Annotated in this window: 24 protein-coding genes; 13 read left to right on the top strand and 11 right to left on the bottom strand. The window is 40.5% G+C overall.

All coding sequences use genetic code 11. The features are described from left to right. Positions 1-73 precede the first annotated feature (73 nt). Positions 74-1,186: a PRK06851 family protein gene (locus tag QFZ31_RS21200; RefSeq protein ID WP_307306590.1), complete on the top strand. Its 1,113-nt coding sequence runs from the start codon at positions 74-76 to the stop codon at positions 1,184-1,186. Between the two features lie 130 nt (positions 1,187-1,316). After that, positions 1,317-1,520 (top strand): hypothetical protein, encoded by a 204-nt coding sequence (locus QFZ31_RS21205; protein ID WP_307306591.1) that lies wholly within the window; start codon positions 1,317-1,319, stop codon positions 1,518-1,520. 44 nt (positions 1,521-1,564) lie between these two features. Here the strand turns inward: QFZ31_RS21205 and QFZ31_RS21210 are convergent, their stop codons facing one another. Next, positions 1,565-1,720, bottom strand: a complete 156-nt coding sequence (locus tag QFZ31_RS21210; protein WP_307306593.1) for a hypothetical protein — start codon at positions 1,718-1,720, stop codon at positions 1,565-1,567. A gap of 146 nt (positions 1,721-1,866) precedes the next feature. On the opposite strand from QFZ31_RS21210, the gene QFZ31_RS21215 reads away from it, so the two are divergent. From QFZ31_RS21215 to QFZ31_RS21230, 4 genes are all read left to right on the top strand, one after another. Next, positions 1,867-2,535, top strand: coding sequence for a DNA alkylation repair protein (locus QFZ31_RS21215; protein ID WP_307311715.1), 669 nt, complete (start codon positions 1,867-1,869; stop codon positions 2,533-2,535). A 71-nt stretch (positions 2,536-2,606) separates the two neighbouring features. Continuing rightward, on the top strand, positions 2,607-3,461 hold the full coding sequence (locus QFZ31_RS21220; RefSeq protein ID WP_307306596.1) for an HAD family hydrolase: 855 nt from the start codon (positions 2,607-2,609) through the stop codon (positions 3,459-3,461). A gap of 15 nt (positions 3,462-3,476) precedes the next feature. After that, positions 3,477-4,556, top strand: a complete 1,080-nt coding sequence (locus QFZ31_RS21225) for a PQQ-dependent sugar dehydrogenase (RefSeq protein ID WP_307306599.1) — start codon at positions 3,477-3,479, stop codon at positions 4,554-4,556. A 22-nt stretch (positions 4,557-4,578) separates the two neighbouring features. After that, the gene (locus tag QFZ31_RS21230; RefSeq protein ID WP_179598825.1) at positions 4,579-4,812 is read left to right on the top strand and encodes a hypothetical protein; all 234 of its coding nucleotides are present in this window, start codon (positions 4,579-4,581) and stop codon (positions 4,810-4,812) included. 91 nt (positions 4,813-4,903) lie between these two features. Here QFZ31_RS21230 and QFZ31_RS21235 read toward each other — a convergent pair whose 3' ends face one another. From QFZ31_RS21235 to QFZ31_RS21265, 7 genes are all read right to left on the bottom strand, one after another. After that, positions 4,904-5,806, bottom strand: coding sequence for a FixH family protein (locus tag QFZ31_RS21235; RefSeq protein ID WP_307306604.1), 903 nt, complete (start codon positions 5,804-5,806; stop codon positions 4,904-4,906). After that, positions 5,803-6,480, bottom strand: a complete 678-nt coding sequence (locus tag QFZ31_RS21240) for an ABC transporter ATP-binding protein (protein WP_307306607.1) — start codon at positions 6,478-6,480, stop codon at positions 5,803-5,805. The genes QFZ31_RS21235 and QFZ31_RS21240 overlap by 4 nt, the downstream gene beginning before the upstream one ends. Then, positions 6,477-7,274 carry an ABC transporter permease gene (locus QFZ31_RS21245; RefSeq protein WP_307306610.1) on the bottom strand — a complete coding sequence of 266 codons (798 nt, stop codon included), beginning with the start codon at positions 7,272-7,274 and terminating at the stop codon, positions 6,477-6,479. Before QFZ31_RS21245 ends, QFZ31_RS21240 begins: the two co-directional genes overlap by 4 nt. After that, a complete protein-coding gene (gene nosD / locus QFZ31_RS21250; protein ID WP_307306613.1) occupies positions 7,238-8,578 on the bottom strand; it encodes a nitrous oxide reductase family maturation protein NosD in 1,341 nt (446 codons plus the stop codon). The genes QFZ31_RS21245 and nosD overlap by 37 nt, the downstream gene beginning before the upstream one ends. Next, a complete protein-coding gene (locus QFZ31_RS21255; protein ID WP_307306615.1) occupies positions 8,575-9,141 on the bottom strand; it encodes a hypothetical protein in 567 nt (188 codons plus the stop codon). The genes nosD and QFZ31_RS21255 overlap by 4 nt, the downstream gene beginning before the upstream one ends. Before the next feature lie 66 nt (positions 9,142-9,207). Continuing rightward, positions 9,208-11,076 (bottom strand): Sec-dependent nitrous-oxide reductase, encoded by a 1,869-nt coding sequence (gene nosZ, locus QFZ31_RS21260; protein ID WP_307306617.1) that lies wholly within the window; start codon positions 11,074-11,076, stop codon positions 9,208-9,210. Between the two features lie 16 nt (positions 11,077-11,092). Further along, positions 11,093-11,536, bottom strand: coding sequence for a cytochrome C (locus QFZ31_RS21265; RefSeq protein ID WP_307306619.1), 444 nt, complete (start codon positions 11,534-11,536; stop codon positions 11,093-11,095). 223 nt (positions 11,537-11,759) lie between these two features. Between QFZ31_RS21265 and QFZ31_RS21270 the strand changes: the two genes are divergently transcribed. After that, on the top strand, positions 11,760-12,503 hold the full coding sequence (locus QFZ31_RS21270) for a Crp/Fnr family transcriptional regulator (RefSeq protein WP_307306621.1): 744 nt from the start codon (positions 11,760-11,762) through the stop codon (positions 12,501-12,503). A gap of 432 nt (positions 12,504-12,935) precedes the next feature. On the opposite strand, the gene bshB2 is transcribed toward QFZ31_RS21270, so the two are convergent. The 3 genes from bshB2 to pdxK form a co-directional block, all read right to left on the bottom strand. After that, positions 12,936-13,607 (bottom strand): bacillithiol biosynthesis deacetylase BshB2, encoded by a 672-nt coding sequence (gene bshB2, locus QFZ31_RS21275; protein WP_307306624.1) that lies wholly within the window; start codon positions 13,605-13,607, stop codon positions 12,936-12,938. A gap of 18 nt (positions 13,608-13,625) precedes the next feature. Further along, positions 13,626-13,976, bottom strand: coding sequence for a YojF family protein (locus tag QFZ31_RS21280; RefSeq protein WP_179598805.1), 351 nt, complete (start codon positions 13,974-13,976; stop codon positions 13,626-13,628). 321 nt (positions 13,977-14,297) lie between these two features. Then, positions 14,298-15,125 (bottom strand): pyridoxine/pyridoxal/pyridoxamine kinase, encoded by an 828-nt coding sequence (pdxK, locus tag QFZ31_RS21285; protein ID WP_179598803.1) that lies wholly within the window; start codon positions 15,123-15,125, stop codon positions 14,298-14,300. 470 nt (positions 15,126-15,595) lie between these two features. Here pdxK and fdhD point away from each other — a divergent pair, with 470 nt between their 5' ends. The 6 genes from fdhD to QFZ31_RS21315 all read left to right on the top strand — a co-directional run bounded on the left by fdhD (position 15,596) and on the right by QFZ31_RS21315 (position 22,582). Continuing rightward, on the top strand, positions 15,596-16,357 hold the full coding sequence (fdhD, locus tag QFZ31_RS21290) for a formate dehydrogenase accessory sulfurtransferase FdhD (RefSeq protein ID WP_307306626.1): 762 nt from the start codon (positions 15,596-15,598) through the stop codon (positions 16,355-16,357). A 317-nt stretch (positions 16,358-16,674) separates the two neighbouring features. Beyond that, positions 16,675-17,835 carry an RNA-guided endonuclease IscB gene (gene iscB, locus QFZ31_RS21295; protein WP_307306629.1) on the top strand — a complete coding sequence of 387 codons (1,161 nt, stop codon included), beginning with the start codon at positions 16,675-16,677 and terminating at the stop codon, positions 17,833-17,835. Positions 17,836-18,053: 218 nt separating this feature from the next. After that, complete coding sequence (fdnG, locus tag QFZ31_RS21300; protein WP_307311718.1) at positions 18,054-21,029, top strand: formate dehydrogenase-N subunit alpha; 2,976 nt, start codon at positions 18,054-18,056, stop codon at positions 21,027-21,029. Positions 21,030-21,031: 2 nt separating this feature from the next. Then, a complete protein-coding gene (locus tag QFZ31_RS21305; RefSeq protein WP_307306631.1) occupies positions 21,032-21,376 on the top strand; it encodes a hypothetical protein in 345 nt (114 codons plus the stop codon). Continuing rightward, positions 21,265-21,861, top strand: a complete 597-nt coding sequence (locus QFZ31_RS21310; protein ID WP_307306633.1) for a 4Fe-4S dicluster domain-containing protein — start codon at positions 21,265-21,267, stop codon at positions 21,859-21,861. The genes QFZ31_RS21305 and QFZ31_RS21310 overlap by 112 nt, the downstream gene beginning before the upstream one ends. Continuing rightward, a complete protein-coding gene (locus tag QFZ31_RS21315) occupies positions 21,854-22,582 on the top strand; it encodes a formate dehydrogenase subunit gamma (RefSeq protein WP_307306635.1) in 729 nt (242 codons plus the stop codon). Before QFZ31_RS21310 ends, QFZ31_RS21315 begins: the two co-directional genes overlap by 8 nt. The last annotated feature ends 28 nt before the right edge of the window (positions 22,583-22,610 follow it).

Genomic DNA, 22,610 nt, shown 5'->3' on the forward strand with positions numbered 1-22,610 from the left:
ACCGCTTTTTTCCTAGGCGTTGCGGCTAGACATATGAAACTTTGCTATGTCACGTAAAAGGGAGTGTTCAGAAGTGGCAGGAAAGATAAAAAATTATTATGCAGGCGGCAATACAGCTAGGGGATTTCATAACCTTTATGATTCAAACCTCCAAGGGCTAGAACGGCTCTACATTCTTAAAGGTGGACCTGGAACAGGGAAATCCTCTTTAATGAAGAACATCGGTAATGAGTGGCTCGAAAAAGGGTATGATATTGAGTTCTTGCATTGCTCGTCAGATAATAGTTCTATTGATGGAGTAATCATACGTGCCTTAAAGGTGGGAATCGTGGATGGAACCGCTCCGCATGTAATTGAACCCAAAGCTCCAGGTGCTGTGGAACAGTATATTAATCTAGGGGAAGCATGGGACGCGAAGGCGCTTGCTGGAGAGAAAACAAACATTCAACGTTTAACTAAACAAATCAGTGCGTCCTTTAATTTAGCTTATTCGACCTTTAAACAGGCTTTAGATATCCATGATGACTGGGAAAAAATTTATATTGAAAACATGGATTTTGAAAAAGCAGATCAGCTGACCAACAAGTTAATTCAGTCTTTTTTTGGAAATCTGAAGATAAATAAACAGGCAGATATTCGCCATCGGTTCTTAGGGGCTGCAACGCCAAAAGGAGCGGTTGATTTTGTTCCGAATTTAACGGAGGATATTGAAAAACGCTATTTTATTAAAGGTCGTCCCGGTTCCGGGAAATCAACGATGCTGAAAAAGCTTGCGGCAGCTGCAGAAGCAAGAGGCATTGATACAGAGGTTTATCACTGTGGATTTGACCCTAACAGTTTGGATATGGTGATCTATAGAGAGCTTGGTATAGCTATTTTTGACAGTACAGCTCCACACGAGTATTTCCCGAGCCGGGCCGGCGATGAAATCATTGATATGTATGAGCTTTTGATTACTCCTGGAACGGATGAAATCTATGAAGATAAAATTAAACCAATCGCCGAAAGCTATAAGAATAAAATGCAGGAAGCTATCTCTTATTTAGCGAGAGCGAAAGAACTTCACGATCAACTCGAAGCGATCTATGTTCCAGCGATGGATTTTACGGTTGTCGACCATATACAGGCAAGGATTTCAGAGGAAATCAGACAATTGGAATACGACACAATTGTAAGTCCTCAGTAATCAAAAAGAGAAAAAAGCATGTATAAGAACTGTCCTGAATAGGGGCAGTTTTTTACGTGATACTTATGTGCTGGGTTGGGGAGGATAACTGTAATGTCCAATAATTTTTCTGTCGGAGGAGCTACTTATCGTGAAAAATGACCCGAATTCAGCAAAAAACATTGTAGAAGCCAATATTGAAATCAATAAACAGTTGGAAGATGGGGAGGTACAGGAGCCTATACAATCAAAATCAGAAACTGAAAGAGCCAATATAGAGTTACAGAATCAATTCAATAATGATGGTAATAAAGACATACATACCTCTCCTGCAGCCATTTCTACCCCTCAATAGACCCAAAGAGAGTCGGCTTCCCTACATGGTAAGCCGACTCTCTTCTATTCATGAGGATTGGTTTTGCTTTGCTGACTTTTATTTCGTTTATTACCCTTGCTGTTATCTCCGCTGACAAACTCAGTCGCGAATTCAGCTTCAGCATGTCCAGCTTGAGGTGAATTTTGATTTTTACTGCCCTTATTAACTTTTTTTGTCATAGGTAATCTCCTCCTTTTCTCTATCGGTTCAGTTTAGTTTGGCATTAAGGACATACTTTATGCGTTTTCAAAGAGGGGATAGAAAGTGTTTATAGAATTACTAGGAGAGCTAAAATAGAACTATAGTGACTTTTTAGGAGTGGAGGATTTTGACGAAAGCAATAGAAAAACTAACCGCCTTGTTTGAAGAGAATCGGAATGATGAAAATGCTGGTCCAATGGAAAAGTATATGAAGGATCACTTTCCTTTTTTAGGAATTAAGTCGCCGCTCCGTAAAGAGCTTGAAAAGCAATTTTTTAAAGAGACAGAGATCTTTAAAGTTCCATTTAACAGTGATTTCGTGACTGGTCTTTGGGAAAAGGATGAAAGAGAATATCACTATACAGCTATTACATATATAGGGAAATTTATTAAGAAACTGCCAAAAGATGTGATTTCATTTCTTGAAAGGTTAATTACGACCAAATCTTGGTGGGATAGTGTAGATTCGATTGCCCCTCTAGTCGGAGAGCTTGCTCGGAAGTATCCTGAAATAATCGAAGAGAATATAGATGGTTGGGCGGTCGATGATAACCTTTGGCTGCGGAGAAGTGCGATTCTTTTTCAATTAAAATATAAACAGCAAACAAATGAAGACCTTTTATATGATTACATCGGTAAGAATGCGGATAGTAAAGAATTCTTCATTCAGAAAGCGATTGGCTGGGCGTTAAGAGAATACTCGAAAACAAACCCTGTATCGGTTAAGGTATTTATTGAAGGAAACAAGCTTGCTCCATTAAGTGTAAGAGAAGGTAGTAAGTATGTTTCATGAGCAAATTGGTGAAAATGCAGGTGGATATCTGATAAGATGGCAGTAACAAAAAATAGAAATAGGTGAACAGCATGATTAAGTGTATAGCATCAGATATGGACGGTACCTTATTAAATTCGTACCAGCAAGTGAGTCAGGAAAATAAAGAAGCGATTTTAAAAGCCCAGTCTCAGGGAATTCAAGTAGTTATAGCAACTGGGAGGTCTTATCAAGAGGTGCGGTTTGTCCTGGATGAAGCAGAGTTACAGTGCCCTGCTATTTGTGTGAACGGCGCAGAAGTTCGCTCAAAAGAAGGGGGGATTTTATCTGCTACACCGATTGAAAAGAACGTAGCCAAAAAAGCTGCGGAAAAGCTAATGGAAATGGATATCTATTTCGAAGTCTATACAAACAAAGGTACATACTCCTTAGATCCTAATAAAGCCGTGGCAATTATCGTTGATATTGTAGTCAGTGCCAATCCTGATGTGAAACCAGAAGATGTGGTTAAACGAGCAGAAGAACGCACTCGTCATGGTTTAGTCCATCAGGTTGAAAGTTATGATGTTTTATTTAATGATGAAACACACCAAATTTACAAGCTTTTTGGATTTGCACTAGATTCAGACAGGCGTGAAGCTGCAGAAAACGCACTAGAAGAATTAACAGAGTTGGCAGTGTCCAGTTCAGGTCATAACAATCTGGAAATCACTCATCGCAATGCTCAAAAAGGAATTGCTTTAGAAACGTTCGTGAAATCCAAAGGAATCGACATCACTGAAACAATGGCAATGGGTGATAGTTTTAATGATATCTCCATGCTGGAAAGAGTCGGCAGAGCGGTTGCGATGGGGAATGCCGATTATGAAATAAAAACGCTATGTGATGTGATTACTGCTACAAATGATGAACATGGAGTGGCACAGGCAATACTGGAAGTTTTATAGGAAAGGAAGAGATGGATGGTCAAAGTGTGTTCCATTTTATTATCAATGATTCTATTGATATCAGGTTGTTCCCTTTTTGAAAAAGAAAATCTGCAGCCGAAGGACCACGAAGAGGACGAAGCAATCGTCCTGCAGCCAGAGATTGAAGTAGTTGCTGATACACTGCGTGTGCCATGGTCGATTAATAAGGTCAATGAGACTTTTTATGTGAGTGAACGAACAGGAAGTATCGTGAAAATAGATAATGGAAAAATGGAACGGCAGCAAGTGGAGTTGGAAAAACCGCTCGCAAAAGTGGCGGAAGCAGGGCTGCTTGGCTTTGTGCTTGATCCGGGGTTTCCTGTGAATCAAAAAGCATTTGCCTATTATACGTATGGGAATGGGCAGGGACAGTTTAACAGGGTGGTTGTATTACAGCTTGAAGGGAATCGATGGATGGAAGAAAGGATTCTTCTTGATAGGATTCCAAGTGCCGCTTACCACCATGGAGGCCGTTTAAAGATTGGTAATGATGGCAAACTGTACATTACCACTGGTGATGCCACTACTCCGGAACTCTCTCAGGATAAAACGTCCTTAAATGGGAAGATTCTAAGAATGAATTTAGATGGAAGTATTCCAGGAGATAATCCCTTTGGAAATTCCTATGTTTACAGCTATGGGCATCGTAATCCTCAGGGGCTGGTGTGGCTGGGTGGTACGTTATATGCGAGTGAGCATGGTCAATCTGCACACGATGAAGTCAATGTAATAAAGCCAGGAGCAAATTATGGCTGGCCGGTAATCCAAGGAAATGAAAAGAAAGCTGGAATGGAGACGCCTTTGTTTCAGTCTGGCGATGAAACGTGGGCACCATCAGGAATGGCCGCTTACGACGATCGGTTATATGCAGCTACATTACGAGGAAATGCAATCCGAGAATTTGACATAGAAAAGAATACGACAAGTGCAGTAATTACAGGATTAGGCAGGATCCGGGATGTGCATGTGGAGGGTGAATACCTTTATTTTGTCAGTAACAATACAGACGGTAGAGGGAACCCTGATGAAAAGGATGACAAATTGTACCGAGTGCTGCTGACGAATCTGAAGTAAAAGGGTAAAGGCTGGTGTGATTATGACGACAAAAAGCAATAAATTACAATATGGATGGACACTGATTGCCCATCCAACGTATCAAATCTTTACGAACAAAAACTCCTACGTCATCATCGACGAAGACAATGACGTCATGCTCAGATTTACCCTCCAAGAAAACGAAATCGAAATCCAAGGCGCAAACTGGAACCTAAACTACAAAATCAACCTCGGCTTCAAAACCCTAAAAATCATCAACACACCCGAAGACTAAAGAATTAATGGTGACAGGCACCAAATATACAAAAATCGCTGTTTATGCAGCAGTTTTTGTATATTTGGTGTTGGCGATGGTAGTTAATGTATTATAGGATTTCCATTTTTAAAGAGTTAACCTGTGATACTAGGAGTTCTTCGTATTGTTTTTGGGCTTGAAAGTTGATTTCTTGTTGGCTCATTTCTGGGTTTTCTTTTTTTACTTTTTCGATCATGTCTTTTTGTACTTTTTGGGAGAGAACGATGAGTTGGTATTGGTTTTTTTCGGTTTCCCAAAATTTCTCTTCGCCGTATTCGTTGATCATGGCTTTAGCAGATTCGAACTGGTCGTATTGGGCGCGGACCTTATTGATCTCTGTTTCGATTTCCGCGTCGGTTGCCGTGTGGCCTTTTTCTTCTGCAAGCATTGCCATTGAGCGGAGGCGGATGATTTGTGTTAATAATTGATTTTGATCTTCAACCAGCTTTTCTTGTGACTCCCAGTATGCTAATGCTTCCTTCAATTGCTCCCCTGTGTATCGCTTCTGGTCTGTTTCACGATTGATGGCAAGTTGAAGATTATTAATAAACTTATAGAAGTCTACATCTTCATCGGTAATCCATTCTCCGTTAATTGAAGCAATACCCTCTGGTTTTTCCACTTCATAACTAATTACCTTTTCAATCTTTTCTCCATCCTTTTCTAAGATAAACAGTATTTCATATTTACCTGGCATCGGGAGTTCAACCTTTCCAGAATAAATACCATCTTCCCCTTCTGTTAGTTCGACTTTTGTCATCCCGTGGTCCATATTGGTCATAGAGAATTCTGCTGAAACGTCCAGCCCAGTTGCGCGCTCATCCTTTTCCTTTACTTGAATTTCAAAAGGCATTTCTTTATCTGGCTGTTGGTAGATTGGCTTTGTGATTTCAATATTGTACTCAGGGTCGGCACTGCAGCCTGCAAGTAAAGCAAATAATAGCAGTGCGGTCAGCCTCATCGCTTTTTTCATGATTCTATCCCTCCAAGATTATGTGTTTGTAAGAATTCCTCCACCGTATATTTCTCCATTTTTCCATTATTTAAGAACGCTACATGCGTACAAACCTGTCTGATTTCATCAAGATGATGGGAGGATAGCAGGATGGTTTTATCATGAAGCGACTTTAACACTTCTAAAATTTCCATACGTCCCATTGGGTCAATCCCGCTTATAGGCTCATCAAGAATCAGAATACTAGAATCCTTATAAAGAGTGATGGCTAATCCAAGGCGCTGCAGCATTCCTTTTGAATATTTTTTCACCTGTACATCACGGTCATCCCACAAACTTACCGATTTAAGGACATTTTCAATGCGTTCCTGATCAACTGCCTTAGAAACTGCTTCAGCAAAGAAGGTAATATTCTCCATCCCCGTCAGCATTGGATAGAGCTGAAACTTTTCGGGCAAGTAGGCAATCGCCTTTTTCCAGTCATGATTTTTCTTCGTGACTTGAAAACCGTTAATGGATATTGAACCCTGCTTCACAGGAAGAAGCCCGAGAAGACTGTTGATAAAAGTCGACTTTCCTGCACCATTACGTCCCACAAGTGCGCAAATTTCATTTTTATGAATCTCAATATTGATATTCTCCAGGATTATTTTTTTCCCGAAGGATTGATTTAGACCCGATACCGTAATCATTCAAAGCCCTCCTTACGGTGAAAAATAATACCTGCTGCGATAGAAGTAATGATCCAAAATACCAGATTTCCGAGTAAAAAGAATACTGGCTTCGTCCACATAAAGGCTTGGAGTAGCCTTGACATATGACCAAAAGAATAAACACCCATGCCTGTTTCGAGGAACATTCTTACAGACTGTAATGGATTTAAAAAATAGCCGGCAGAAAATACTTTTACATTTTCATAGGTAACGTCTGGCAGCAGTGAGAGTAAGAGAAAATCGTGTAAGAAGAAAAAGTAAAACCAGACAAAAATCGTATATCCGATGATCTGCATTCTGGAGCGGCTAAAGCTTCCGATGGCAGCGCCCATTTGCAGGAATACAAGCGACATCGCTACAATCGCCAATATAAAGATGAAATAAGCCTTTATATCAAGTTGGAAATTAAACTTTAATAATAGTAAATAGAGAAAGAACCAGACTAAGATGGGAACAAGTACAACCGTGTAGAGACCAAAGCTTTTTCGCAATAAGAAGCTTGTATAATTATCTTTTTTTGTCAGCAGCATGATTAACGTCTTTTGTTCCTTTTCTTGAAAGATTGAGAATGCACCGATAAACAAGCATAGGATCGGGATAAAATAGATAATCGTATCAAACAAATTGATTAAGAGAACATAAAAGCCTTTATCAAATGAAAGGGACGTGGAACGAAACAGGATACTGACTGAAATCAGAACGATGATACTTAAAGCGAGCCATAAACCTTTTCCTCTTATGTTTTCCTTCCATTCCTTCCAAATGTAATGCATAGTAAATGTCTCCCTTTTAGTAGAATCAACACCGCGGCCAGCCCTACAGCGGCTATTAGAATGAGATGGTTATTGCCTTTGGCGGCAGCCAGTGGGTGCGGGTCATGAAACATAACCTTTTCGTCCATCAATACCGCATTCATTTTTTCATAGATTGGCAGTACCGGACTTTTTAAAAATAAATAGGATAGTTCTTGATCTTCAAGTAATTGATATAACGATGATCGATAGGTTATAGGAAAGTCCCCAATGTCATCTTGGTTTAAATCGGTGAGCGGGAAAGAGCTTCCCCAGTTATTTCCTTTGCCATTATAGCTCCAGAAATTGTTTTCACCACTTCCACCAATGGTAACAGCGGGAATAGTATTTTCGGTAATTAAGTTTTTTGAAAAAATTTGTTCATTAGAACTGGCCCAAAGCTCAATCCCAATTTGATTTTGAGAGATTTTATTGCCTTCAAAACTGTTTCTTGTAGCTTGGTCAATATACATTCCTCTTTGGTTCATGTAAAACGTATTATTTTTTATCTGATTATCATTAGCTTGCAGCAGCAGTAATCCAAATGATTGGTTTCCATAGTTTACGATAAAATGATTATCTTCCAATACGAGATGGTTGGAATTCATGACCGCAGCGCCGCCCGTATTCATCGTAAAGGTATTTTTCTTAAAAAGATTTTCATCAGAATACATGTAGTGCAGACCGTACCTGGTGTTACTAATATTATTTTGATAGCTTTCATTCTTGTTACCATAGTCGAAAAACATGCCATCGCGCGTACCTTCGATGGTGTTATGTGTTAAAAGATTTTGATTGGAGTAATAGATATGGATCCCATTACCCTGTGCGGCAATTTCCCCTTTACCCATGCCTTTGATCTCAACATTGGAGATTTTATTTTCGTGTGCTTGACTTAAATAGATCCCGTGAAACGAATCGGTAATTTTTATGTTTTCGATGACATTTCCGTTGGTATGAATCTTGATCCCTGCATATTCCTCAGCAGAGTTTCGGTCCATACTGCTATTTGTGACCTTAAGGTTCCTAATCGTTACATTAGGAGCTTTAATAGAGATGACGTTTCCAGTTCCATCTCCTTTTATCACCGTGTTAATAGTGCCAACTAAGGTCATTGATTTATTGATGACAATATTGCCCTCATACGTTTTATTTTCAAGTTGTAATACTGCTCCTTCTTCCAAGCTGTCGATCATGGCCTGCAAGTTTTCGGCAGCACTACTTTTCTCGGGAAATACTAGAATAGTAATAGAGAAAATGAATAGAAAAAGCAGTAGTTTTTTCATCTTGTTCGATCCTTCCATAACGGAATCAGTAATAAAATAAAGGCTGCAATCAGGAAATACGAACCGTATCCAAGGATACTTTCAGTGACAAAGTTTGCAACTGTATTATGCCCTAAAAGCGGCGGAACAAATGGGTCGATTTTTATCGGTGCGGTTGGGCTTAGGTTGGTGCCAAATTTGCGAAGCGCACGTGATAGGTCCCAAGCACCAAGACTGCCGCCAATGATAAATAAACCAATTAATCCATATAGGACTGATTTTTTTCGCAGAATGGCTGTCAAAAGAGTAATGACTGCTAAACCAATCACTAAGTATGATAGATACGCTAATTCTGGGAAATTCTCTTCGCTAAAATTTTCCATTCCAATATAGTGATTCAACCCGTTAACGATATCAATTTCGCCCTCAAGCTTATTGGGATATACAATGATATTTAACCCTTCAGGATACTGAGGAGCAAAGAAAATCATCTGCCACCAAGGAAAGTATAATGATAGGACAACTAGGACGGCAGCAAGGGCAATCAGGATCGATGAAAGAAGTGATAATTTTTTTGCCTTCATGTAAAACAAGTCCTTTCTAAACGGAGAAGGGTACCAATTGAATCAATTGATACCCTTACCATCTTTTTAGTTCTTTGGTTTAACAAGGAAGTAGCCAGTCATTTCTTGGTGCAGTGCTGAACAGAAGTTAGTACAGTAAAGCGGGAATGTACCTGCTTTGTCTGCAGTAAATTCCAGCGTATTCGTTTGGCCAGGCTGAACTTCCATGTTTAAGTTATAGCTGTTGATGGCAAATCCGTGGGTAATATCCTCATCAAAATCCGTATTCGTTAAGTGGATAAACACCTTATCTCCTTGATTGACTTCAATCACATCAGGACGTTTTGCTTTGGCGTCAAAGATAAATTTCGACCGCATGGCGATACCGTAGACATGAACTTCATTTCCATTGCGGACAATCTTAGCGTCTTCTTGCTTATAAGTCGCAAGCTTATTGTTTTCGTCCTTTGGATAAACTTCAATCGTTTTAATCTTATCTGCTTTAATGATTTGAGCGTAGTGCGGCTCGGGGTTTACAGGTGAAGATTGAATAACCTTCATTTTGCCGTTGATATCAATCAGCTGCATGGACTCGGGATGTGAAGGTCCAACGGATAGATAGCTGTCTTTTGCAATTTTGTTCAAAGCAATCAGCCACTTTCCATCAGGTGAAACTGTATCACCTTCAGCTGCTACAGAGTGTCCCGGTGAATATTGAACGGGAATACGGTCTAACGTTTCTCCTGTTTTTGGATCCCATTTCACGATTTCAGAAGAAATGAACATTGTTGTGTAAGCCATTCCTTTATCATCAAATTGAGTGTGAAGCGGTCCAAGTGCGTTTTCAGGGTTAACCTCTCTTTCCATGACAGATTCATATTTTAAGATTGGAATACCGTTACGTTCGCCGGAGAAGTCTTGGTTTTTCACAGCTTCAAATGCTTTATCAAAAGAGAAAACTGTCATCGATGGTGCAAGTTTCCCAGAAGCAATAAAGTGTTTTCCATCAGGCGTTACGTCGACACCATGTGGTGATTTCGCAACAGGAACAAGGTAAATACCGCCTTTATGCTTCTCAGGGAAGATCATTTTTTGACCAGTAACTTCGTCATACTGTCCTTCAGCGACCATTTTCTCAAGCTCTTTCCAGTTAAAAAGAACAATGAAGTCACGGTCTGCCTGTGAGGCGTTAATTTCTAGATTCGTAGTCGCTTCTTCTGTGTTGTAGGTTGTCATAACTGCCCAATCTGCAGAGCTTTTCTTACCAGCATCTGATAAATCGTAAGACCATGGCGGAAGCGCGACTTGGTAGGCAATATTTAGTTTTTCTTGGTTTTGGTCAAACGTTACAGCTGACATTACACCGCGGTACTGCTGGCTGTATTCGTCTAAAGGCTTGTAATCAGAGCCGATGGGAACCGCGAAACGTGTTGGCAGGAACATGTACTCGGTATTTTCCGTAACGAACGCCGCACAGTGCGGGCCGCTTGTGTTTGGAACATTAATGATGTCTTTAACGGTAAACGTTTCTAAATCCATTGCCGCAGCACGGCTGTTTCCGACATCTGTAGCAAACATATATTTACCGTCATAGTCACCTTTTGTTTCAGAGAATGCAGGATGATGAAGGTCTCCCCACGTGTAGCCGCCCATCATCTTTTTAGAATGTTCGTCAAATCCATAGCCTGTTGCAGAGTCCTGTGAGAATACGGGTACGGTACGGATATGACGCATGGAAGGAACACCATAGATAAACATTTGACCAGAGTGGCCACCGGATGCGAATAAGTAGTAATCATCTTTTTCACCGAAAGGAACATAAACTTTCTCTGCGTCACTTTTGGTACTGCCTGAAGCAGCTTGATTGTTTGTACTAGTAGAAAAATCGGCAAAGGAAATCGTTGCTGCGACAAAACCTGCTAGTAAACCAGAGGCAATTGGAATCCATTTCTTCATCTATAACACCACCTTTTTATTTTTCAGAAGCTTGTTTTAACATATCTAACACTTGCGTGCGTTCTTCATCTGTTAATGGGTTACCGCCGATAACGCCGGACATAACCGCTGATGTTGGCTCTTTTAAGAATTCTTCAATCGGCTTTCCATGCTTTCCTTCAACATCTGTAAAGGCTTTTGAAAGGTCAGGTCCTGTTGCTCCACCTTCTAAACCGAGTGCATCCACTGCGTGACAGCCTAGACATCCTTTACTGTTGAGTATATTTGCTTCATCTACGGAAGCCGTTTCCTTTACTGCCTCTGTTTCTTGCTTTTCTGTTGTGCTAGTTGCATCTGTTGGTTCTGTTTGAGCGATCTGAGGCTGTTTATCTGAATCGCCCATGATGACACCAAATACCAAGTATCCAAGACCAAAACCAATGACTAAGCTAATCGCAAAGCTAATAATTGCCTTATTCATACTTCCCCCTCCTTCTGTCTATTCAACAACTTCATCCTAATCGGATTTCATGTGTAATTTTGTGATAAACTTCACTGTTTCTTGTTTAAATTTGAACGTTTTGTGAAGGGTATTGATATGTAAGTGTTTTAAAAATTGAACGTTTTGTGAAGATAATCACTTCGAGTTGTGATTTTTTTTAATAGAATGGGAGGAAACATAAATTAGAGAGAGGAGGGGGAGAATGAATCCCTCACATGCTTTAGAGGAACAGCCATTAGGAAGAGTAAGAGAGCTGAAAATCGAGGACTTCTTACGAAAAATCGTCATTTTTAAAGATTTATCTGCAAAATCCCTGCGGCTTATTGCTAATCGTATTCAGACGTTAACCATTAAAAAAGGAGATCAGGTGATTTGTGAGGATGAATTGGCCAAGGGAGTATTTTTTATTCATGCAGGCGCGGTAAAGCTAACGAAACGAGATGAAAGCGGAAATGAGATCATTGTTTGTATGAAGCAAAAGGGTGATGTGTTTGCAGAAGCTTGTTTATTTTCTAAAACCTCTTTGATGTACCCAGCGACAGCTACTATGCTCCAAGATGGCCAGCTTTTCTTTCTAGATAAAATGGAATTAGAGAAGGGGCTTCATGAATATCCAGAGTTAGCTGTCCAAATGATCCAATACATGAGTGATTCGCTGCGCGAGATGACGTCAACCTTAAGGGATGTTGCGCTGTTAGATGTTTATGCGAAAACAGTAAAGACGTTAGAGCGCTTAGGAAATAAATTTAATACCTCTGCCTCGAGGTGGAACATTGAAATCCCGTTGACGATACAAGAATTTGCAACTGTGGTAGGAACGACGAGGGAGAGTGTAAGCCGGGTTTTTTCGAAATTAAAAAAAGAAGGAATCATCGAAATGAAATCACGGAAAATTATCATCCTTGATATGTGCCGGCTCTGTGCTTTGATGAATACCACCTATTAAGAAAACCCTTCGCCAGTGCGCGAAGGGTTTTCTGTGCTAGTAAGTTTCTTAAGGACAAACTTGATGAAACCGCAAGAGATTTGTCCTCAATGAGTGCTCTTGAGGACAAAACTTAGATGAGCCAGTAAGAGATTTGTCCTCAATAAGGGCTCTTGGGGACAAAACTTAGATGAGCCAGTAAGAGATTTGTCCTCAATATGGGATCTTGAGGACAAAACTTAGATGAGCCAGTAAGAGATTTGTCCTCAATATGGGATCTTGAGGACAAAACTTAGATGAGCCAGTAAGGGATTTGTCCTCAATAAGGGCTCTTAGGGACAAAACTTAGATGAGCCAGTAAGAGATTTGTCCTCAATAAGGGATCTTGAGGACAAATTTCAGACGAGTCAGATAAGGATTTGTCCTTAATAACGGTTCTTAAGGGAACTCAATTTACTTATCAAATTTGTATGTCCAAAACCGTTCGTTGTTGATCCAGACCATCATTTGCGGGTCTTGGTTCTTTAACTTCTCAGTCACGTCGCCAAACATTTGCTCCGTCTGGGAACGATGGGCTTGAATCGCTGCGAGCTTTTTATCGGCAACAGCGCTAATGTTATGGACAATGTCGGCCTCACCGAGCTCTTCCACGCAATTATTTGAAAAAGCAACACAGTGCAGTTTAGGTCTTGCAGCAGCAGGTAAAGATTCAACTGCCCTCACAACCGCCGCACCGGTGGCGTCATGGTCAGGGTGAACGGAGTATCCTGGATAAAAAGTAATGATCAGTGATGGATTTACTTCATTAATCAACGACAACATCGCTTTCGCTAGTTTTTCATCGTCTTCAAACTCCACCGTTTTATCACGATATCCTAGCATTCGCAAATCTTGAATACCTAATGCCGCGGCGGCAGCCTTAAGTTCTTCTTTTCTAATTTTCGGGAGATTTTCTCGATTGGTAAAAGGGGGATTCCCCATGTTGCGTCCCATTTCTCCCAAGGTTAAGCAGGCATAGGTGACAGGAGTACCGTTTTGTACATGGGTGGCAATGGTTCCTGACACTCCAAAAGCTTCGTCATCCGGATGTGGAAAGACGACTAATACATGACGTTCTTTTTCCATAATAGGCTCCTCCTTTCTTTACTCAAACGGTGTAGCGCTGATTTCAAGAGCGACCGCGAGTTTTCCTTTGTTATCATGACCGGCTAGGAGCAAACGGTTTTGCTCATCCACTTCAAAATGAGTAAGACCTTCTGCGTAAATCCAGCCAAGATTTATTTTTAAACCAACACGATAGGGATCATTTCCAGTGATTTTCCCAATTTCGTATCGTACTAATGCGTTACGGATATAGGCACCTGCTGAAAAGAAAGTTTGATCATGATGAGATGCATAGGCACCATTGGTTGTTTCCAGGTGAATATACACATCCTGATTCGCGAATGCGTTAATCGCTTCTTGAACCTGACGATAATCCTTAATTGGTTCCATAATTCTTTCTCCTTTCCCTGTGCAAGGTATGTAAATTAATAATGTAACTATCATACTAAAATCACAATGAAAAAGCGAAATCCTTGCTTTAAAAAGGCTGTGTTAAATTAGGCTGTTGATTTGCGCTCCAGGCGCTACGCTTTCCGCGGGCTCGCCCGTGAGCCTCCTCGGTCGTTCCGACCTGTGGGGTCTCACTCAGCTCGTTCATCACGCAGGAGTCGAGCGCCTTCCGCTCCAATCAACAGGTTCTAAAATCATTAGTATTCATTAACACAGCCAAAAACAGAGTCGAACTCAATGTCCGACTCTGTTTTTGTATGATTAACAATCTGTGCAGTATTCAGTTTTTGCACCGCGGTAGGCACCATGCCAAGTAGGTCCGACAAATTCATTTAAGCGGAAGCCCTGGCTGATAGCAGCGGAGATGAAGTCCTTTGCCACCTCGACCGCCTCAACAACTGAACGACCTTTAGCAAGCTCTGCAGTAATGGCAGACGAGAATGTACAGCCTGCTCCATGTGTAAAGTTTGTTTCCACTTTCTCAGATTCAAATATTGTAAAGTCTTTGCCATCATATAAAAGGTCAATTGACTTTTCCTCTGTTAAAAGCTTGCTGCCGCCTTTAATGACAACATACTTCGCACCTAAATCGTGTATTTTTACAGCAGCTTCTTTCATCTGCTCTAACGTTTTAACCGGGCCTGTTTGAGCTAATTGACCTGCTTCGAACAGGTTCGGTGTCACAACTAAAGCACGTGGCAATAAGAGTTCGCGCATAGCGTCGGTTGTTTCTGGATTTAATACCTCATCCTCGCCCTTACAAACCATAACAGGGTCGATGACGACGCGCTCTAATTTATGTTCATCGATAACCTTTGCTACTAACTCAATAATCTCAACTGTACCGAGCATCCCTGTTTTCATTGCGTCAATTCCTACAGATAGGACGGTATCAATTTGTGGTTTTAGAGTTTCAACTGAAATAGGAAACACACTGTGGTGCCAATCCTTTGGATCCATCGTAACGATGGTTGTCAGTGCTGTCATCCCATAAACTCCGAGCTCTTGAAATGTTTTGATATCGGCTTGGATTCCAGCACCCCCGCTCGTATCTGAACCAGCAATTGTCATAACCTTTTTGATTGTCATATGTACTCCTCCTAAAAAACGAGTTGGTGATTTTTTCACTTATTCCTATTATAAAACAAACTAGAAAATATAGCAGAATTTTTACAAATGCTCTGATTTTGTCAGAAAAATGACAATTGACCGTATTTACCCTAATTAAATCGTTTTATGTGATAAATCTTACTTCAGAGAAAAAGGACTCATCGTACGATAGTACTAAAGATACACTTTTTTAAATGGAATCGCTTACAAATTTTGGTTTAACAATCAGTACATAGTGCTAACGCAATTGAGTAGGGTGAAAATTCGATAATCTGACACAAAGTCTACCGATAATCGTCAAAGCCCTGAGATTAAAGCAACGATATCTATTATAAATCTAAATTGCCTAGCTAATTCACTTTGAACTGCGTGTGTTGTGATAAATGTCGCTGAGAACGCTCGGTAACATTATTACAATTGAAACGCCATGCCTGAGAGGAGAGAAAACAATGTACCGCAAAGGATGTCCGGATGAATATCCCATTACCCTAGTGTTAAACGGGTATGAGATTGCCGTATTTCAGCTAACGAAACATGATTTAGAGGATTGGGCTTATGGTTATTTGTTTTCTGAAGGATTTATTCACCGAGCGAGTGAGGTTGGATCCATTAGCATAAATGAGGAAATGGGTACCATTAATGTTTCACTTCTGAATGGCTTTAATGAAGAAGAGCTGTTTAAGAAGAAGAAGCACTATACAGCAGGATGTGGCCGAGGAGTGACATTTTTCTCGATGACCGACGTGAAAAATTTTCAAAAAGTGTCTTCTGAACACAGCTATAAATTGAGTTACTTATTAAAAAAACGAAGTGAATTTGCTCAAAATTCATCGTTTTATTTGGAAACTGGCGGGATGCATGGGGCTTGTATCGTTGATGAGGCAGGCAATATCACCGTCCGTGAAGACATTGGGCGGCACAATGCAGTCGATAAGATCATTGGCCACACCATACGAATGGGTTTGCAGCCTGAACGGTTAGTTTTATTAACAACCGGAAGGGTTTCATATGAAATGCTCTCCAAAGCAGCGAAATTTGGCTTTCCTGTTATTGGGTCAAGAACGGCAGCCACCAAGCAGGCTGTTCAACTGGCAAAATACTTAAATATAGAGGTAATTGGTTATTTACGAGGGAAAATGGCTAATATTTATACCTCAACTGGCCGAGTTGAAAATGATTTATTGGAAATACCCGCTGTAGAGATGCATTGAAAGGAGCTCGAATCTGTTAAAGAAAAATCATAACAAATTCATCTAAATCATATTAAAATGGAACCCAATCATTTTGTATGTGACAGGTTCGTGCTCTCTAGCCTCAGTGAGTGTAGTTTCCTGAAAAGGAAATAGCGCGATGAACTACGTTAGTGGATAAGGTAAAGTAACACCTGCGGATGTGATCGCCAGTCCGTAGCTCTGTTAGCAATGAGGAAGACCGTTTCCTAGGGTTTGGAAACCAAACACCAAAATGGCATGTCCTGTCCATTGACTTTGGCAAGGGGGAAAATACCCGTAATGGAGGCTGGTCAGAAATGACCTATTGTTTTGTGTTAGATGCTCAAGGCAACAGATTATCTCCAACAAAAGAAAACCGAGCATGGTACTTAATTCGTAAACAAAAAGCGATTTTGAAAAACAAATTCCCAATGGTTATCCAACTGAAAAAGGTAATCCCTGTTGACGAAATCAATTCGACACCCGTTCATCTGGGAATTGACGATGGTTCGAAGTTTGTAGGAATCGCTTTGGTACAAGAATGTAAGAGAAAAAATAAACCCCTTTTCAAAGGAACGATTGGCCTTCGAATAGATGTGAAAGTTAAAATGACGGTAAGAAGAGGATATCGACACTACAGAAGATTTCACAAAAAGTACCGGTCAGCAAGGTTTAATAACCGGTTAGCTTCTAAAAACGAAGGACGGCTTGCCCCTAGTATTAGGCAAAAGAAAGATTCTATTTTACGAGTTGTTAACCAGCTCCATAAATGGATCCGAATCGATCATATTTCTTTGGAGGATGTCTTAATCGATATCCGTGCATTGGAAAAGGGTCATAAACCCTACAAATGGGAATATCAACAAAGCAATAGATTGGATGAAAACATTCGAAAAGCAGTAGTGCTTCGCGACCATAACTGTTGTCAGGATTGTGGAATGACAAACACGAGAATGGAAGTTCACCATATTATTCCAAGACGATTAAATGGTGGTGACTCTATTCATAATCTAATAACCCTTTGTACAACATGTCATGACCATGTAACCAGTGATGAGTTAAAACATAGTGAAAGGTTCCTTAAAAAAATAAAGGGCAGAAAAATCCAATATACCGATGCCATGCATGTCATGCAAGGAAAATCCTATGTCCAAAATGAGTTGAAAAAAATAGCTCCCTTATCCCTTACAACAGGAGGGGACACAGCTAATAAACGGATTGATTGGAGCATTGATAAGTCGCATGCAAATGATGGGATTGTTATTTGTCATTTAAAGGTGAAGCCTGATCAATGTGAACTGAAAAATTGGACCATAAAACCAATGAGAAAACGGTCCAGTAAAAAAATAGAATCTGCAAATGGTTTTCATCACCGGGATTTTGTTAAATATACAAAACGGAATGGTGAAACCTATCTGGCATATATCACAGCGCTCTATCCAAAAAAGAACCAATGTAAAATGCAGGAAAGATTTTGAAAGGATATGGTCTTTCAAGACTTTCTTTAATATGGCGCTTTTCTAAAATATATTGGTTATAAAAATCTAGTAAGGGAGGTGAAGCCTGGTAATAAATAAGGAAATGTTATGCTTTGTTACGATTTTTGTTACCAGGAGTATTCAGGAATAGTTTTTAAATTAGAGAAAAATGGGATGTTCTATTCAATTTATGGGAAGGAGATAGAAAAATGGTTGAAATCAACTTAAACCGCCGGCAATTCTTAAAGTTGTCTGGTGCTACTGCTGTCACTCTTGCAGTAGTTGAGCTAGGCTTCAATGAGAAAAAAGCTCATGCCAGCACAAAAGAATTTAAAATCGCCAAATCAACTGTTACACCAACCATTTGCTGCTTTTGCGGCGTTGGCTGTGGAATTTTAGTCCATACAAAGGACAACACAGTGGTTTATACGGAAGGGGATCCGGATAACCCAATTAACGAAGGAAAGCTATGCAGCAAGGGTACAACTATCAGACAATTATACACCTCTGAAAAACGCATTAAAAAACCACTTTATCGTGCACCAGGCAGTGATAAATGGGTAGAAAAAGACTGGGAATGGATGTATGAAACCATTGCCAAGCGTACAAAAGAAACACGTGACAAATCTTTTGTTGTAAGTGAAGACGGCATGACAGTGAATAAGACCGAGGCCATTGCGAGCCTTGGCGGAGCAGCTCTTGATAATGAAGAGACTTACCTGCTTGCTAAAATGATGAGAGGGCTTGGTGTAACCTATTTAGAGCACCAGGCACGAATATGACATAGTTCAACGGTTGCCGGTCTGGCACCTTCATTTGGTCGTGGAGCAATGACTAACAGTTGGAATGATGTGCAATATACCGATTGTGCGTTGATTATGGGCGCAAACCCTGCTGAGAACCATCCAATCAGCTTTAGATGGTTAACAAAAGCAAAAGAGAATGGCGGAAAAATAATAAGCGTTGACCCTCGTTACACAAGAACATCGTCAATGTCAGATATTTATGCACCATTACGCTCTGGAACAGATATTCCGTTTATTGGCGGGATGATCAAATATGCGCTTGATAATAATCTTTACCACAAAGAGTATGTTGCTAAATATACAAACGCTAGCTTTATTGTAAAAGAAAGCTTTAAATTTGAAGATGGCTTATTTTCAGGATATAACGCAGACAAGCGCTCCTATGATAAAACACAGTGGGCTTTTGAAAAAGACACGGAAGGAAATCTAGTAAAAGATTTCAGCTTAGAGCATCCAAGGTCTGTTTTCCAATTAATGAAGAAGCATTATTCTCGCTATGATGTTGACACAGTTGTAAAAGTTACGGGAACACCAAAAGAAGACTTATTAAAAGTATATAAAGCGTTCTGTGCTACAGGTCAAGTTGGTAAAGCAGGAACAATCATGTACGCAATGGGAACAACCCAGCATACAGTTGGTACTCAAAACGTTCGTGCGTTTGCAATGATTCAACTTCTACTAGGTAACATTGGTCTGCCTGGCGGTGGAGTTAACGCAATGCGTGGTGAGTCTAACGTTCAAGGATCAACAGACTTTGGATTGTTATATGGTAACTTGACAGGTTACTTGAATGCACCGACTTCTACAGATCCTTTAAATGCTAATTTAGCAGGACACTTAGAAAAAGAAACACCAAAAACAGGCTACTGGAGCAATAAACCTAAGTTCATTGTCAGCTTATTAAAAGCTTGGTATGGACCAAATGCTACGGCTGCAAATGAATTCGCTTACCAATACCTGCCAAAGGGCAATAAAAATTACTCACACATGAACTTGTTTAAAGCAATGTATGATGGCACATTGGAGGGAGCATTCCTATTTGGAACCAATCCGGTAGTCGGCGGTCCGAATGCTGGTAAAGAAAAAGAAGCTCTTTCTAATTTAAAATGGTTAGTAGCCGTTGATCTTTGGGAAACAGAGACATCAGCTTTCTGGCAAACAGAAGCAGGAAGCAATCCAGCTAAGATTAATACCGAAGTCTTCTTACTGCCAGCATGTTCTTCATATGAAAAAGAAGGAAGCATATCAAACAGTGCTCGTTGGATGCAGTATCGCTGGCAGTCAATTAAGCCGCTTGGTGAATCAAAGGCAGATTTAGAAATTATCCATGAGCTTGCAACTAGAATTAAAGGTTTATATAAAAATGAATCAGGTCCTAAAGCTGAACCAATCAATGCTCTTTACTGGAATTATGGTGAGGGACACCATCCTGATATCGACTTAGTATGTAAAGAAATTAACGGATACGATGTCAATACAGGAAAACTAATCGCAGGTTTTGGAAATCTAAAGGATGATGGATCAACATGTTCAGGCAACTGGATTTATTGCGGATTCTACCCTGAAGAAGGAAAGAACCGTGCGAAAAACCGTGACAAGAAAGATACGGGAATGAGTTTATATCTAAACTGGTCGTATGCTTGGCCAATGAACCGTCGTATCCTTTATAATCGCGCATCATGCGATCCAAGTGGTGTGCCATATAACAAAGAAAAAGCCGTTGTGTGGTATGACGCGGTACAAGGCAAATGGACTGGAGTGGACGTACCTGACTTTGTGGCGACGCGAAAGCCTGGTGATGCTGGCTTCGAAGATCCATTCATTATGATGAACGATGGTGTTGGCGGTGTATATGCTCCAACATTAAATGATGGTCCTTTCCCTGAACACTATGAGCCATTTGAAAGCCCAGTACAGAATCCGTTCTCTAGCCAAGAAATTAACCCAGCTATACAAATATTTGATGGTAAATTCAATGAGCGCGGCTTTAAGGCAGATTTCCCGATCGTGGCAACAACCTACCGGGTAAGTGAGCATTGGCAGTCCGGAACGATGACACGTAACCAAGCATGGTTATCAGAACTAGTTCCTTATATGTATATCGAAATGAGCGAAGAGTTAGCAAAAGAAAAGGGCATTAAAAATAAAGACGAAGTCATTGTCAGCTCCGCACGCGGCGAGGTAAAAGCTTATGCAATGGTAACGAAGCGCTTTAAGCCTCATAAGATTAATGGCAAAAACGTTCATCAAATCGGAATGCCTTGGCATTTTGGTTATAAAGGAATCGCAACTGGGGAAACAGCTAATCGCCTGACACCTCATATCGGGGATGCAAATACAACAATTCCTGAATATAAGGCATTCCTCTGTGACGTAAGGAGGGCTTAACAATGGCTACTGAATATGTAAAATTTGTCGACGTAACCAAATGTGATGGCTGTCGTGCTTGTATGGTTGCTTGTAAAAACTGGAATGACCTTCCGGCAGAACCACAAGATTTCCTCGGAAGCGCTCAATCACATACAAAAACAACTGCTGATACTTGGAATGTGTTGCAATATATCGAACACGAAAACTCTAAGGGCGGTCTTGACTATCTTTTCCGTCACTCCGCATGCTTCCATTGTACGAAGCGGCTTGTGAAAAGGTCTGCCCTGAAGATGCAATTAGCTACACTGATTTTGGCACAGTTGTTATCGACCATGAAAAATGTGTTGGCTGTGGCTATTGTGTAAATAACTGTCCATTTGAAGTTATTTCCCTTAAGGAATATGTTGATAAAAATGGTGATAAGTACAGAAAGGCAAATAAATGCACCATGTGTACTGATCGTCTTGAAGAAGGCTTACAGCCTGCTTGTGTAACAACTTGTCATACAGGTGCAATGCAGTTTGGCGACAAAGCTGCAATGATTCAAAAGGCAGAAGAGCGTGTGAAACAGATTAAAGACCGTTATCCTAACGCAATGGTTTATAACCCACAAGGTGTTGGCGGAACACACACTGTTTATGTGCTTGCGGAAAAGCCATCTGTATACGGATTACCTGAAAACCCTAAAGTTCCAACATCCGCTGTGGTTTGGAAAGATTATGCACAGCCAATTGGTAAAATGATGATCGGTGCTACCACGATGGCTGTTGTAGGAGCCTTCATAACCAACACAATTATTAGTAAGAAGAAGAATGGTAAAAACGAAGACGGAGGTGAGCACCATGAGTAAACCTCAAAAGTCGACAGTAAAGGTAAAACGTTTTTCGAAGGCTTTTGTCTGGGCGCATGCAGTTAATGCGATTTCATTTATCGCCCTCTATATCACAGCTTTGCCAATGTACACAGAGTTTTTTGACTGGTTATACCCCGTGCTTGGCGGACCAGAAGGTGCACGTCTCCTTCACAGAATTTTTGCCGTAGCGTTTATTACACCAACGTTTATCTGGGTTATTTTTGACTTTAAGGGCTTTAAGCTTTGGATTAAAGAACTTGTTACCTGGAAGAAACGTGACCTAGAGTTCTTTACAGAGTTTGTTAAGGAGCTTTTCGGTTTTAATTTCAAGCATGTAAAGCAAACATTCTTTAACGCTGGTGAGAAGATTAACTCAATCATTCAAATTTTCACAGCAATACTAATCATTGGTTCAGGCTTCCCAATGTGGTTCCCTGAATTCTTCCCAAGAGCGGTTGTTCAGTGGGGATATTTATTACACAACGTCGGTTTCGGCCTAGCGATTGCGGTAGTGGTCGGACACATTTATCTATCTGTTATACACAAAAACTCCAAACCAGGTTATACCGGTGTTATCACAGGTGAAGTACCTGCGTGGTGGGCTCATGAGCACTATACAGAATGGTATGAGGAAGAAGTTAAAAAGGGCAAATTCCCTAAGCTAGACGACCCGCATAAACCAACCAGTCCTGACAAGAAAAAGAAAAAAGGCGCGTAAGTTAAATCATCAGCCTGTATGAACGTAA

This window comes from Neobacillus niacini, assembly GCF_030817595.1.
GTDB lineage: Bacteria > Bacillota > Bacilli > Bacillales > Cytobacillaceae > Neobacillus > Neobacillus niacini_G.